This is a genomic window from Halosimplex rubrum (assembly GCF_013415885.1).
In the GTDB taxonomy this organism is placed as follows: domain Archaea; phylum Halobacteriota; class Halobacteria; order Halobacteriales; family Haloarculaceae; genus Halosimplex; species Halosimplex rubrum.
This window is the reverse complement of sequence record NZ_CP058910.1, coordinates 4020633-4033110: the sequence shown is the minus strand read 5'-3', so window position 1 is coordinate 4033110 and position 12478 is coordinate 4020633. Positions and strand designations below refer to the sequence as shown.

Sequence of the window (12478 nt, the reverse complement as noted above, 5' to 3'; positions counted from 1 at the left end):
CGTGTCGAGGACGGCACGTCTCGACAGGCCGCTCGCGGCGTCGGCTGCGCTCTTTTTCCTCGGACTCCTCGTGGGTGGCGCTCTCTCGCGGACGGCGACGCCGGTGCCCGTTCCGTCGGTCGGCGAGCGGTCCGCGTGGTTTTTCCTCTCGCGCAACGCCACGGTGGCCGCGATACTGTACGCCGGGAGCGTCACGTTCGGCGTGGCGACGGCCGTGACGCTCTGTTACAACGGATTTATCATCGGCTACGCGGTCGCCGCCAGCGAACGGGTCATTCGGTCGGTGATGCTGGTGGCGCCCCACGGAGTCTTCGAGTTACCGGCGTTCGTGCTCGCCGGCGCGGCGGGGCTCGGACTGCCCGCGGAGGTGGTCCAGTACCTGACCGGCACCCAGGAGACGCTGCTGCGGCGCTCGGCCGTCGTCGAGAGCCTGGAGCGATTTCTGCTCGCGCTCGCCCTGCTCGTCGTTGCCGCCTGGGTCGAGTCCGCCGTCACCCCCGCGGTCGCGGCGGCCGTCTGACCGGCGGTTTCACGCCCGGTCCAGCGCCGTCCGCAGGTCCGCGCCGATATCCGCGACGGCCTCGTGCGCGCGGGCCACGCCCTCGCTCTCGGAGAGCATCCCGACGAACCCGTGGACCATGTCCGGGTAGTTCCGGAAGCGGACCGAGACGCCGTCGCCGACCAGCTGGCGGGCGTATGCGATCCCGCCGTCCCGCAGCGGGTCGAACCCCGCGGTCACGACCGTCGCCGGCGGGACGCCCGACAGGTCGCAGGCCCGCGAGGGGTCGGCGTAGGGGTTGCGCCGGTGGATCTCCCCGCCGTAGTAGCAGCGGTCGAACCAGCGGAGGTCGTCCTCGGTGAGGACGTAGCCCGCGTACTCCCGCATCGAGGCCTGCTCCTCGCGGGTCCCCACGGCGGGGTAGACCAGGCTCTGGTAGTCCAGGGCCGGCCCCCCGCGCTCGGCGGCCATCAGGGCGGCGACGGCCGCGAGGTTGCCGCCGGCGCTGTCGCCGGCGACCGCCAGCCCTCCGTCACCGTCCAGGGCGGGCGGGTCGTCCGCCGCCCACTCCAGCGCCGCGTAGGCGTCCTCGACGGGTTTGGGGAACGGGTATTCGGGCGCCAGGCGGTAGTCGACCGCGACGACCTCGCAGCCGCTCTCGACGGTCAGCCGCCGACAGAGGTGGTCGTGGCTCTCCAGGTCCCCGAGCACGAACCCGCCGCCGTGGTAGAAGACGACCGTCGGGTACGGTCCCGATCGGGCGGGTCGGTACCGACGGACCGGGATCGCGCCGTCGGGACCGGGGACCGTCAGGTCGGTCACGTCACCGACCGCGGGCGGGTCGTCGTCCTGGAGCCACAGACCGAGTTTCGCCAGGAGGCGGGCGCCGCGGGCGCCCAGCGTCGACAGCGCGACCGGCCGGAGCCAGCGCCGCGAGCGCAGCACCGACTGCACGTCCGGGTGGGGTTCGTCGGTCGCCAGTCGCGGTCCGTCGTCGTCGTCGTCCGTCTCGGGTCGGAGGAGCCCCTCGCTCGCCATACCCGCCGATACGGGGCGTCCCGTCAACAACGTACCGCTCTCGCCCGGATCGGCGGTTACCGGCGGGCCGTCCGCCGGTCGTTTTTGACGACGACGATCGCCGCGAACGCCGCGCCGAGGACGTAGGCGCCGATGCCGACGACCACGACGGCGAGTTCGGTCGGCACGTCCCCGAAGTCGAGGAACGACACCGCGATAAGTCGGTCGCCCGCTTCGAGGGCGTTCTGTACGGCCGTCGGCGCGAGTCCGACGGTCGGGAAGTTGTACACCTCCGCGCCGACCACGCAGCAGATGACGCCGCCGAACGGCAGGGGGCCGAGGCGGTCCAGCGCCGGCCGGATGTTCCAGGCGAGCGCGAACAGCGCCGAGGTGCCGACGACCAGCGCGTACACCTGCGGTATCGTGTAGCCGCCGAAGTCCACGGCGGTCGCCGCGAGGACGACCGTTGCACCGACCGCGACCAGGAGGAACCCGAGCGCGACCAGCCGGTAGAGCAGTTTCCTGACGAGCTTCTCGGCGAACGACCGGGCGGCGCGCCGAGCCCCGCCCCCGCTCGACCGACCGCGGGCGCCGCCGCGGTCGAGGAGGCCGAGGAGCCAAAGGGCCGCCTTGCGGGCGTACGCCGCCAGTTTCCGGAGCAAGCGGACGAAGACGGCGCCCTCGACGCCCCGGCCGACGAGGAAGAGCAACAGCGCGACCGCCCAGACCGCGTCGGTGGTGGCGGCGGCCCCGAGCGCGGTCGTGAACAGGCCGACGACGAGCGTGGCGACGAGCACCGTCTCGGAGGCCGGACCGCCGTCGAGGCCGAGCGCGGGGAGCAACCGGTCGGCGACGAACCACACCGTCAGCAGGAGGATGCCGACGCCGATGGTGGCGGGCGCCAGTAGCGGCGGGAAGTCGAGGAGGACGCCGATCTGGAGCGGGCGGTCGATCGCTCCCGCGCCGACGACGACTCCCGTCACGACGACACCGGAACCGTGGCGAGTTCCGCGGCGACGACCACGCCGAGGACGACGACGAGGCTGACGGCCGTGGCGAGCGCGGCGGTCGCGAGCGCCGTCCGGACGAGCGGGACGGCCAGCAGCGCGACGACGGCGAGGAGGCCGACGGCGCCGCCGACGCCGGCCGCGGGGAGCGCCGAGAGCCCGACCCGGGCCTCCAGCGCCGCGACGACGAGCAGGCCGCCGCCGACGGCCAGCGCCGCGAACCCCGCCCACAGCAGGGCCGGGCCGTACCCCGCGAGGAGGTCGCCGGGACTCACCGCGGCGAGCGCGCCGGTCACCGTTCTCCCCCGTCGTTCAGCCGCCGCAGCGCGACGTACGCGGTCGAGAGCGCGGCGCTGATCGCGGCGACGAACACCGCGAGCCGCGTCGGCGCGTCCCCACCGATGGGACCGCCGCCGCCCGAGGACGGCGAGATCGCGTTCGACCCGCTCGCGCCGCCACCGGCCTCGGTGCCGCCGCCCGCGACGACACCGCCGCTCGTCGGTGTCGTCGCCGCGCCGTCGCCGCCCGCGGCCGGCGTCCCCGTCGCGCCGCCGGCCGACGCCTCGGTCGGGGTCGGCGAGTCCGTCGGCGTCGGGGAGTCGTTCGGCGTCCGCGTCGGTGTGTCGGTGGGCGTGTCCGTCGGAGCGCGCTCGACGACGACCGTCTCCGTGGTGACGTCGGTGGCGCCGAAGTCGTCGGTGACCCGCAGCGTCACCTCGAACTCGCCGGGCAGGTCGAAGGCGTGGGTCGGTCGTTCGCCCGTCTTTTCGAACTCCCCGTCGGCGTCGAAGTCCCACTCGTAGCGCTCGACGGAGCCGTCGCCGTCCGACGAGGAGGTGCCGTCGAACTGGGTCTCGCGGCCGGCGTAGGCGGGCCGCTCGTAGTCGAACGCCGCCGACGGCGGGTCGTTGAACTCGCCGATTGCGTAGGTCCCGCTCTCGGCCGGGACGACGAGCGTCCCGTCCGCGTACCCGCCGCCGTCGCCCCAGACGTGCAGGTCGCTCGCCAGTTGGGTCACGCGCTCTCCGTTCTCGGCCGAGTGGACGTCGAGGCCGGTCCCGAACCCGCCGCAGAACAGCAGGTCGCCGGCCGCGAACGACGGGCTCACGCTGGCCGCGTGTTCCCACCGGGTGATGCCGCTCTCCAGGCCGACCGCGTGTAGTTCGTCGCCCACGCCGAGGACGACCCGGGAGTCGACGACCACCGGAATCGACAGGCCGACGTCGTGGTCGACCTCCAGTTCCCACCGGTGTTCGCCCGAGTCGGCCTCCACACAGTACAGGATGTCGACGCCGCTGTAGTACGGGCCGTCCTGGCCGTCGAGCCCGTACAGCACCGCCCCGTCCGCGGCGATCGGACCGAAGAGCTCGCTCGTCGGGCCGCCGGACCAAACGACCGACCCGTCCGACGGGTCGAGCGCGACGACGGACTCGCCCTCGTAGTCGTCCGACGGGTCGCGGTCGACGCCGGCGTAGAACCGGTCGCCGTCCGCGGCGATGAAGTTAGATTGCCCCATCGACCCCTCGATAGTCCGGTCCCACTGGCGCTCACCGGTCGAGAGGTCGTAGGCCGTGACGGTGGCCGACGCGAGGACCGCCACGGTGCCGCCGACCACCGCGGGCGAGCCGTTCGTGCGATCCCCGGCGGGTTCGCCGCGCCACTCGACGGCGCCGGTCCCGATCTCGAACGCCCAGAGGCGGTCGGCGTAACAGAGTACCTTCGTCTCGGTGACCGTCGGGACGCTGACGGTGTCGGCGTCGAAACCCGCCTGCCACGTCACCTCGCCGGTCTCGAGGTCCACCGCCCGGAGCGTCCGGTCGTCGTCGACGACGTGGGCAGTCCCGTCCGCGATGGCGACGCCCTCTCCGGCGACCCGGTCGCGTTCGCCGCCGACCGACCAGCCGACCTCGATGTCCTCGACCGTCGGGTCGACGCCGGACTTGTGTCCCGCGTTCCCGCCGTCGTACCGGTGACTCGGCCAGCGGCCGTCCCCGGCGCTGTCGGTCGCCCGTTCGCCCGCGACCGCTCGAGGCGTCTCTGACGAGCGTCCCGTGTCCGCCCCGGTCGCCGCCCCGCTCGCGCCGACACCGCCCGCGAGGCCGACCGCCGTGGCGAGCACGTCACGCCGACTCGGGTCCCACCTTTCAGCCATGTCACCCTATTCGTCTAGCCCATCGATTAAGCGTGGCGAAACGGCGGTCCTCGGGCCAGTGCGGCCGTGGGCCGTGCGTCACCCGGCGGTCGGGGAACCCGCGGCCGCGCCGACACCACGAGAGACCACCGCCTGGACGGTCGCCCCCACAGGTCGCTCGCCGAACACCGTCGCGCCCTCAGGCGTGGCCGACCGCTCCGTCGACCAGCAGCGAGTCGACGATGTACTCGTCGACGGCCCGGCGGGCCTGTTCGGGGGCGTCCTCGTGGCCGAGCGAGATGCGGCGGCCGCGGGCGGCGTGGATCACGTCGGTGATCAGTTGCCCGACGAGGTCGGCGTCGACCTCGCGGAAGACGCCCTGTTCGATGCCGTCCTCGACGACCTCGACGATGCTGCCTCTGATCCGCTCGTAGTGCTCGTCGAACACCTCGCGGTGGCGCTCGTCGTTCTGGGCGTAGGCGTACAGCTCGTGGTAGACCTTCATGCGCTCCCAGTGGGAGAACTCCTCGAACTCCGGGCCGAACAGGCACTGCTCGACCCGGGCGTCCAGTTCGGTCACCGGGTCGGCGTCGGCGTCGACCTCGACGCCGCCCTCGTACTGTTCGATGACGTACTCCAGGAACGACGACAGGAGGTCGTACTTCCCCTCGAAGTGGTAGTGGATGACCTGCCGAGTCAGGTCCATCTCCTCGCCGATGTCGCGCATCCGGAGGTCGCCGTAGCCGCGCTTGCTCAGCGCCCGGAAGGTCGCCTCCATGATGACCTCCCGCGTGTCCTTCGACGACACCGACTCGTCGGAACTGCTCATACCACAACTCGACCACTCCGGTACTTATACTGTTCGCGACGGTCGACCGGCTCGCTCGAACGGCCACGCGACCGGCGTCCCCCGACCCCCGACCTCCGACCCCGACGACGACGACGACAGCCGAGTATCGGCCATCGTTGCCGCCTTTTACGGGATGGTAAAACCTAACCCGCGGCGGTCCTCAAGTGAGAGTATGGTAGACGTAGCAGTCGTCGGCGGCGGCCCCGCCGGCCTGAGCGCAGGACTGTACGCGGCGAAAAACGACCTGTCGACCGTGGTCTTCGACACCGACGAGTCGTGGATGCACAAGGCGCATCTGTTCAACTACCCGGCGATCCGGAGCATCAGCGGCGACGAGTTCCTCGAAGTCACGCGGGGGCAGGTCGAAGACCGCGGCGCCGACCTCGAAGACGCCGAGGTGACGGCCGTCGAGGAAGACGGTGACGGCTTCGCCGTCCACACCGACGACGAGGCGTACGCGGCCGACTACGTCGTGCTCGCGACCGGCGGCGACCGCGAGCTGGCCGAGGACCTCGGCTGCGAGTTCACCGACGAGGACGTCGTCGACGTGACCGTCGACATGGAAACCTCCGTCGAGGGCGTCTACGCCACCGGCGCGATGGGCCGCGCCGAGAAGTGGCAGGCCGTCATCGCCGCCGGCGACGGCGCCGCCGCCGTGCTGGACATCCTCTCGACGGAGAAAGGCGAGTACTACCACGACTTCGACATGCCGTCGGACGTGCCCGACCTGTAGGTCGGCCCCTTCCCCCCGCTCGTCGCCCTTCCGCCCGTCCGTTGGCCCGTCAGCGCGCCCGTTCGACCGCCCGGATTTATAATTGTCGTCCGTGAACGTACCGCCATGACCGAACTCGTGGTCGGAACGGACACGGTCGAATCGAGCGAGGCGCTGTCGGCGTACCTGGAGCGGGTCGTCGAACCGGAGGACACGGTCTACGTCGTCAACTCCCTGGAGGGCGGCGACGACACCAGCGGCGAGGACGTGCGCGCCGGCGAGGCGGCCGTCGAGGCCGTCGTCGACGCCCTCGTCGACGTGCCGGTCACCGTCGAGACCCACCAGTTCGTCCGGGGCAACGAACCCGTCGAGGACCTGATGACGTTCGCGCAGGAGGTCGACGCCGACGAGTTCGTCGTCGGCATCCGCAAGCGGACCCCGGTCGGGAAGGTCGTCTTCGGCTCGACCGGCCAGAACCTCCTGCTCGGGACCGACCGGCCGGTGCGCTGTATCCCGCTGGTCGAATCGTAGGGCGCGCCGGGAGCGCTCGGTGCCGGGCGAGATCGGCCGGTTACACTCGCGTCCCCCGATTACTCGCACGTCCGCGAGCGCCTATGAGGGTGGGGTCCCTCGGTCCGAGTGACGCGTGACGGAAGTCACGGAGACACCACCATGAACGTACTCCTACTCGGTGCGAGCGGCATGATCGGACAGCGTATCGCAGACGAACTCCTCGACCGCGGCCACGCGGTGACGGGTACCTCCCGTAGCGGCGCGGTCGACGGCGTCGACCGCGAGGGCTTCGAGACACTCGCGCTCGACGCGACCGACGCCGACGCGGTCGCCGACGCCGCGGCCGACCACGACGCCGTGATCTCGGCGCTCGGCCCGTCCGAGGACGCCGACCTGGACATCCTCGTCGCGATGGCCGAGGCGGTCCTGTCGGGGCTCCGCGAGAGCGGGACCGACCGCCTGCTGTGGGTCGGCGGCGCCGGCAGCCTCTACGTCGCCGAGGACACCCAGTTCGTCGAGACCGAGGACTTCCCGGACGAGCTCGTCCCGCTCGCCCAGGCCCACATCGACGCCTTCGAGGTCGTCCGCGAGGCCGACGACGTCGAGTGGTCGTATCTCGCCCCGCCGGGCATCATCGAGCCGGGCGAGCGCACCGGCGACTACCGCACCGCCGAGGGCGAACTCGTCGTCGACGACGAGGGAGACTCCTACATCACCTGCGAGGACTACGCCGTCGCCGTCGCCGACGAACTCGAAGACGGCGACGCCGTCCACGCGCACCTCGGCGTCGGCTACTGACGAACGAGGCTGTCCGTCCGCGGCCACACGCTCCCGTTCTCCGGCGCGGGGTCCCGCTGGCACGGCGGTCCCGCGCCGCCCGCGGTGCGGTCCCGGCTCCCCCCGTTTTCGACCGCGGTCTCGCGGCCACAAGACTGATTCCCTCGATGCGCGAAACGGTGGGCACCTATCGATGCCCTCCATCCCCCGCTGGTTGCCGGACGACTGGGAGTTCTGGCAGGCCGCGACGCTCCTCGCGCTCGCGGTCTGGATACTCGCCAGGACGAGCGAGTTCTGGCTGATGAGCGCGCTCCAGTCGCTGGCCTGGTCGCTCCACGGGACGGTGCCCGGCGTTCCGCAGGCGAGCCTGGACCAGATCCGCCCCGTCGTGGAGGTCTTCGTCGCGATGTGGCTCCCGGTCGCGCTCTGTACGTTCTTCCTCGGCTTCTTCGCCTTCCACGCCGAGTCCGATCGACGCCGCGCGGCCGCCGACGAGCGCTGACCGCCGAAGACGGTCTCCGCAAGGATTAGGAGGGGGAGCCGAGAAGCCCCGACTATGACACGCGAGAACCTCGCTGACGCGAGCGCCACCCTCGAATCGGCGGCCGACGCGACCGGCGACGGCGACGCGGCCGAGCGCCTCGAAAGCCTCGCCGACCAGCTCGACAGCCTCGCAACGCGCGACCGCGACCCCGACCACGGACGGCTCGCCCGCATCGAGAACGCGCTCAACGACCTCGAGGACTCCGACGTGACCGAGCAGGTCCGGTCGGCCCACGAGTCGGTCGTCGCCTTCCGCGAGACCGTCGAGGGCGTCTAAGGCCCTCGCTTCGGCGGCCGACCGCGCGCCGCAGGCGCGGTGGGAACCGGTGACGGGCACGCGCGCCACGTGACCGTCGATCCCGGATACCGCGACTATTTTAGTCGGGCCCCGCCAAGCCCGACCAACATGGAGCAAACGGAGTTCGGGGACTTCGGGGCCGGCGAACAGCGGCCCGCCGACGAGGCCGAGGCCGTCGCCGGGAACGACACCGGCGACGAAGTCGCGACCGTCGTCGACGCCGACTCGGTCCGCTTCCCCGACGCGCAGGGTTCGGTCACGCTGACCGTCACGCAGGTGGACTACACCGTCGAGTACAGCGGCGACGACGAGTTCCCCGTCGTCCACGTCTTCGGCCGCCGCGAGGTCGAAGCCGACGACGAGGACCCGGAACTCGAACACGTCGAAGTGTACGACTTCGAGCCGTACTTCTACGCGCCCATCGAGAACGTCGACGACCAGCGCATCGCGAGCTACGACGGCCTCGTCGACTACCGCGAGACCGACCCCGAGGGCGAACCGTTCGAGTCCATCCGCGGCCAGCGCCTCGCGAAGATCATCGGCCGGACGCCCCGCGACGTCGGGCAGGTCCGCGACGAGTTCGACCACTACGAGGCGGACATCCTCTTCCCGAACCGCCTGCTCATCGACAAGGACATCAAGAGCGGCGTCCGCGTCCCCGAGCGGCGCGAGGACGACGGCACGATCCGCATCCCCCATCAGGAGGTCGAGGCGGTCGAGGCCAACACCACGCCGCGAGTCAACTTCTTCGACATCGAGGTCGACGACCGCAACGGGTTCCCCGAGGACGGCGAGGAGACCATCGTCTGTCTCACCTCCCACGACTCCTACCGCGACGAGTACGTCAACTGGCTCTACCAGTCGCCCGCCGGCGTCGACGGCCCCGCCGCGCTGGAGGCCTACGAACCCATCGAGGACGACATCGACGCGGACGTGCGCGTCTTCGAGGAGGAGGAGGCGATGCTCGAAGCGTTCGTCGACTACGTCGAGGAGACCGACCCGGACGTGTTCAGCGGGTGGAACTTCGACGACTTCGACGCGCCGTACTTCCTCGATCGGATGGAGGAACTCCAGAGTCCGAGCCACGACTACGATCTGGACATCGACCGCCTCTCGCGCGTCGACGAGGTGTGGCGCTCGGACTGGAACGGCCCGGACATCAAGGGCCGCGTCGTCTTCGACCTCCTGCGCGCCTACAAGAGCACCCAGCGCACGGAGCTGGAGTCCTACCGCCTCGACGCGGTGGGCGAAGTCGAACTCGGCGTGGGCAAGGAGCGCTACAGCGGCGACATCGGCGACCTCTGGGAGGACAACCCCGAGCGACTGCTGGAGTACAACCTCCGCGACGTGGAGCTCTGTGTCGAACTCGACCGCAAGCAGGACATCGTCGCCTTCTTCGAGGAGGTCGCTTCCTTCGTCGGCTGTAAGCTCGAAGACGCGCCGACCGCCGGCGACGCCGTCGACATGTACGTCCTGCACAAGGCCTACGGCGACTTCGCGCTCCCCTCGAAGGGCACCGTCGAGTCCGGCGAGGAGTTCGAGGGCGGCGCCGTCTTCGAACCGATCACGGGCGTCCGCGAGAACGTGAGCGTGCTCGACCTGAAGTCGCTGTACCCGATGTGCATGTGGACGACCAACGCCTCGCCCGAGACCAAGATCGACGACCCCGAGGCCTACGACGGCGAGACCTACGAGACGCCCACGGGCCAGCACTTCCGCAAGGAGCCCGCCGGGATGATGCGGGAGATGATCGACGAACTCCTGACAGAACGCGAAGAGAAGAAGCAGCTTCGCAACGACCACGACCCCGGCTCGGAGGCATACGAGCGATACGACAACCAGCAGGCCTCGGTCAAGGTCGTGATGAACTGCTTCACGCCGGATACGGACGTGCTCACGCCCGAAGGGGTTCGTGGGATCCGGGACCTCGACGTGGGTGACGAGGTTTACTCGCTCGACCCGGAGACGATGCAGATGGAGGTCAAGCCGGTCGTCGAGACGCAGGCGTACCCGGACTACGAGGGCGAACTCGTCGACGTGCAGACGGACAAGATCGACTTCCGGGTGACGCCGAACCACCGGATGCTCGTCAGGAAAAACGAGAAAAACGGCATCTCGTGGGACGAAGACGACTACCGGTTCGTCGAAGCGGGCGACCTCGACCGCACGACGAACTATCAACTGCCGCACGACTGGGAGGGGCCCGGCGGGTCGACGGTCGACCAAGTCGACCTGACAGAGCTACTCGACGACTACGAGATCTGGGTCCGTCCGGAGGTCCACGGGCACACGTTCGCAGCGGAAATTGGCTACTACCCCGACAAAGTGATGAAAAACGACGTCGGGAAGGAGGGGTACGTCTTCTCGGCCGACGAGTTCGAGGAACACCGGGAGTACATCGACAGTGTCGCCGAGCAGTGCTTCGTCCACGGCGAGGCCAATCGGAAGTGGATCCCGCGGACGTACGACGGCGACGACTTCCTCGAACTGCTCGCGTGGTACATCACCGAAGGGAACGTCTACACGTCCGAAGACAAGCAGTTCGGCGACAAACTCCGCGGCTCGGCGACGACCGTCAAGATCGCGCAGGACGCGCCGGTCGCGACCGACGGTGGAGCCGGTGATGCCGGTAGTGGTGCTGTAGCGGAGAGCGACCACGCAGCTATCGGGACGCTGCTCGACGGGATGGACTTCGACTACTACGTCGACGACCAGTCCTATCAGTTCACTTCCCGACTGCTCGGTCGGTTCCTCGAGGAGACCTGCGGCGAGAACAGTTTCGAGAAGCGCATCCCGGAGTTCGTCTTCGAGGCGTCGACCGAACAGAAGCGACGCTTCCTCGACGTGCTCCTCGACGGCGACGGCGACCGCGGGACGAACTCCTGGCGGTACACCACGTCGAGCGAACGACTGCGAGACGACGTGTTGCGTCTCTGTGCGCATCTCGGCCTCACCGCGAACTACAACAGGGACAGCGGGAGCTGGCGCATCTACGTGAGCGAGGGGTCGAAGAACACGCTCCGGATGCACCGCAGCGGCTCCCGGAGCGAGGCCGAGGACGGCGTCTACTGCGTCACGGTCGAAGACAATCACACCCTTCTGGCGGGCCGGAACGGCACGTTCCAGTTCGTCGGCCAGTCGCTCTACGGCGTCTCGGGCTGGGATCGCTTCCGCCTGTACGACAAGGACAGCGCGGCGGCGGTGACGGCGACCGGTCGGGAGGTCATCAACTACACCGAGCAGTCGGTCAACGATTTCGGCTACGAAGTCATCTACGGTGACACCGACTCGGTGATGCTGGAGATCGGTGAGGACGCGGGGAAAGACGAGGCAATCGAGAACTCCTTCGAACTCGAGGAGCGGATCAACGATTCGTACGACTCCTACGCTCGCGAGAACCTGAACGCGGACGAACACCGCTTCCAGATCGAGTTCGAGAAGCTCTATCGACGGTTCTTCCAGGCGGGCAAGAAGAAGCGCTACGCGGGTCACATCGTCTGGAAGGAGGGCAAAGACGTCGACGACATCGACATCACGGGCTTCGAGTACCAGCGCTCGGACATCGCGCCGATCACGAAGGAGGTACAACTGAAGGTCATCGAGATGATCGTCCACGGCGAGGACCTGGAGGACGTGAAAGACTACGTTCACGGCGTCATCGAGGACTTCCAGAACGGCGAGGCCAGCCTCGACGACATCGGCATCCCGGGCGGCATCGGGAAGAAACTCGACAACTACGACACCGACACCGCCCAAGTACGGGGCGCGAAGTACGCCAACCTCGTTCTGGACACGAACTTCGCCAGCGGCTCGAAACCCAAGCGGCTCTACCTGAAGAAAGTCCACCCCGAGTTCTTCCGGGAGATCGAGGCAGAACTGGACCTCGATCCGGCCGAGGACGTGCTGTACGGCGAGTTCAAGCGCGACCCGGACGTGATCTGCTTCGAGTACGCCGACCAGGTGCCCGACGCCTTCGAGGTCGACTGGGACAAGATGCTCGACAAGACGCTCAAGGGGCCGATCGCGCGCATCCTCGAAGCGCTCGACATCTCCTGGGAGGAGGTCAAGAGCGGCCAGGAACAGACCGGTTTAGAGAGCTTCATGTAGGCCGGACCTGCGTCGAGTGCGCGG

12 protein-coding genes are annotated in these 12478 nt (G+C 69.4%); 7 read left to right on the top strand and 5 right to left on the bottom strand.

What is annotated here, in order from left to right; all coding sequences use genetic code 11:
* Position 1: 1 nt before the first annotated feature.
* Positions 2–520: a stage II sporulation protein M gene (locus HZS55_RS20235; protein ID WP_179909347.1), complete on the top strand. Its 519-nt coding sequence runs from the start codon at positions 2–4 to the stop codon at positions 518–520.
* Between the two features lie 9 nt (positions 521–529).
* On the opposite strand, the gene HZS55_RS20230 is transcribed toward HZS55_RS20235, so the two are convergent.
* The 5 genes from HZS55_RS20230 to HZS55_RS20210 form a co-directional block, all read right to left on the bottom strand.
* The gene (locus tag HZS55_RS20230; protein WP_179909346.1) at positions 530–1537 is read right to left on the bottom strand and encodes an alpha/beta hydrolase; all 1008 of its coding nucleotides are present in this window, start codon (positions 1535–1537) and stop codon (positions 530–532) included.
* A gap of 56 nt (positions 1538–1593) precedes the next feature.
* Positions 1594–2499, bottom strand: coding sequence for a hypothetical protein (locus HZS55_RS20225; protein ID WP_179909345.1), 906 nt, complete (start codon positions 2497–2499; stop codon positions 1594–1596).
* On the bottom strand, positions 2496–2819 hold the full coding sequence (locus HZS55_RS20220) for a hypothetical protein (RefSeq protein WP_179909344.1): 324 nt from the start codon (positions 2817–2819) through the stop codon (positions 2496–2498). Before HZS55_RS20220 ends, HZS55_RS20225 begins: the two co-directional genes overlap by 4 nt.
* Positions 2816–4675 carry an outer membrane protein assembly factor BamB family protein gene (locus HZS55_RS20215; RefSeq protein WP_179909343.1) on the bottom strand — a complete coding sequence of 620 codons (1860 nt, stop codon included), beginning with the start codon at positions 4673–4675 and terminating at the stop codon, positions 2816–2818. The genes HZS55_RS20220 and HZS55_RS20215 overlap by 4 nt, the downstream gene beginning before the upstream one ends.
* A 178-nt stretch (positions 4676–4853) precedes the next feature.
* Complete coding sequence (locus HZS55_RS20210; protein WP_179909342.1) at positions 4854–5483, bottom strand: TetR/AcrR family transcriptional regulator; 630 nt, start codon at positions 5481–5483, stop codon at positions 4854–4856.
* A 193-nt stretch (positions 5484–5676) separates the two neighbouring features.
* Here HZS55_RS20210 and HZS55_RS20205 point away from each other — a divergent pair, with 193 nt between their 5' ends.
* The 6 genes from HZS55_RS20205 (at position 5677) to HZS55_RS20180 (ending at position 12454) form a co-directional block, all read left to right on the top strand.
* Positions 5677–6237 (top strand): NAD(P)/FAD-dependent oxidoreductase, encoded by a 561-nt coding sequence (locus tag HZS55_RS20205; RefSeq protein WP_179909341.1) that lies wholly within the window; start codon positions 5677–5679, stop codon positions 6235–6237.
* A 105-nt stretch (positions 6238–6342) separates the two neighbouring features.
* On the top strand, positions 6343–6747 hold the full coding sequence (locus HZS55_RS20200) for a universal stress protein (protein WP_179909340.1): 405 nt from the start codon (positions 6343–6345) through the stop codon (positions 6745–6747).
* 141 nt (positions 6748–6888) lie between these two features.
* Positions 6889–7527, top strand: a complete 639-nt coding sequence (locus HZS55_RS20195; protein ID WP_179909339.1) for an NAD(P)-dependent oxidoreductase — start codon at positions 6889–6891, stop codon at positions 7525–7527.
* 172 nt (positions 7528–7699) lie between these two features.
* Complete coding sequence (locus tag HZS55_RS20190; RefSeq protein ID WP_179909338.1) at positions 7700–8008, top strand: hypothetical protein; 309 nt, start codon at positions 7700–7702, stop codon at positions 8006–8008.
* Between the two features lie 54 nt (positions 8009–8062).
* Positions 8063–8326: a DUF7553 family protein gene (locus tag HZS55_RS20185; RefSeq protein WP_179909337.1), complete on the top strand. Its 264-nt coding sequence runs from the start codon at positions 8063–8065 to the stop codon at positions 8324–8326.
* A 129-nt stretch (positions 8327–8455) separates the two neighbouring features.
* Positions 8456–12454: a DNA polymerase domain-containing protein gene (locus tag HZS55_RS20180; protein WP_179909336.1), complete on the top strand. Its 3999-nt coding sequence runs from the start codon at positions 8456–8458 to the stop codon at positions 12452–12454.
* The last annotated feature ends 24 nt before the right edge of the window (positions 12455–12478 follow it).

Bases quoted from the DNA above. Each gene is read 5' to 3' on its own strand.
- HZS55_RS20230 (WP_179909346.1), bottom strand. From the start codon at position 1,537: ATGGCGAGCGAGGGGCTCCTCCGACCCGAGACGGACGACGACGACGAC.
- HZS55_RS20215 (WP_179909343.1), bottom strand. From the start codon at position 4,675: ATGGCTGAAAGGTGGGACCCGAGTCGGCGTGACGTGCTCGCCACGGCG.
- HZS55_RS20210 (WP_179909342.1), bottom strand. From the start codon at position 5,483: ATGAGCAGTTCCGACGAGTCGGTGTCGTCGAAGGACACGCGGGAGGTC.
- HZS55_RS20205 (WP_179909341.1), top strand. From the start codon at position 5,677: ATGGTAGACGTAGCAGTCGTCGGCGGCGGCCCCGCCGGCCTGAGCGCA.
- HZS55_RS20200 (WP_179909340.1), top strand. From the start codon at position 6,343: ATGACCGAACTCGTGGTCGGAACGGACACGGTCGAATCGAGCGAGGCG.
- HZS55_RS20195 (WP_179909339.1), top strand. From the start codon at position 6,889: ATGAACGTACTCCTACTCGGTGCGAGCGGCATGATCGGACAGCGTATC.
- HZS55_RS20190 (WP_179909338.1), top strand. From the start codon at position 7,700: ATGCCCTCCATCCCCCGCTGGTTGCCGGACGACTGGGAGTTCTGGCAG.
- HZS55_RS20185 (WP_179909337.1), top strand. From the start codon at position 8,063: ATGACACGCGAGAACCTCGCTGACGCGAGCGCCACCCTCGAATCGGCG.
- HZS55_RS20180 (WP_179909336.1), top strand. From the start codon at position 8,456: ATGGAGCAAACGGAGTTCGGGGACTTCGGGGCCGGCGAACAGCGGCCC.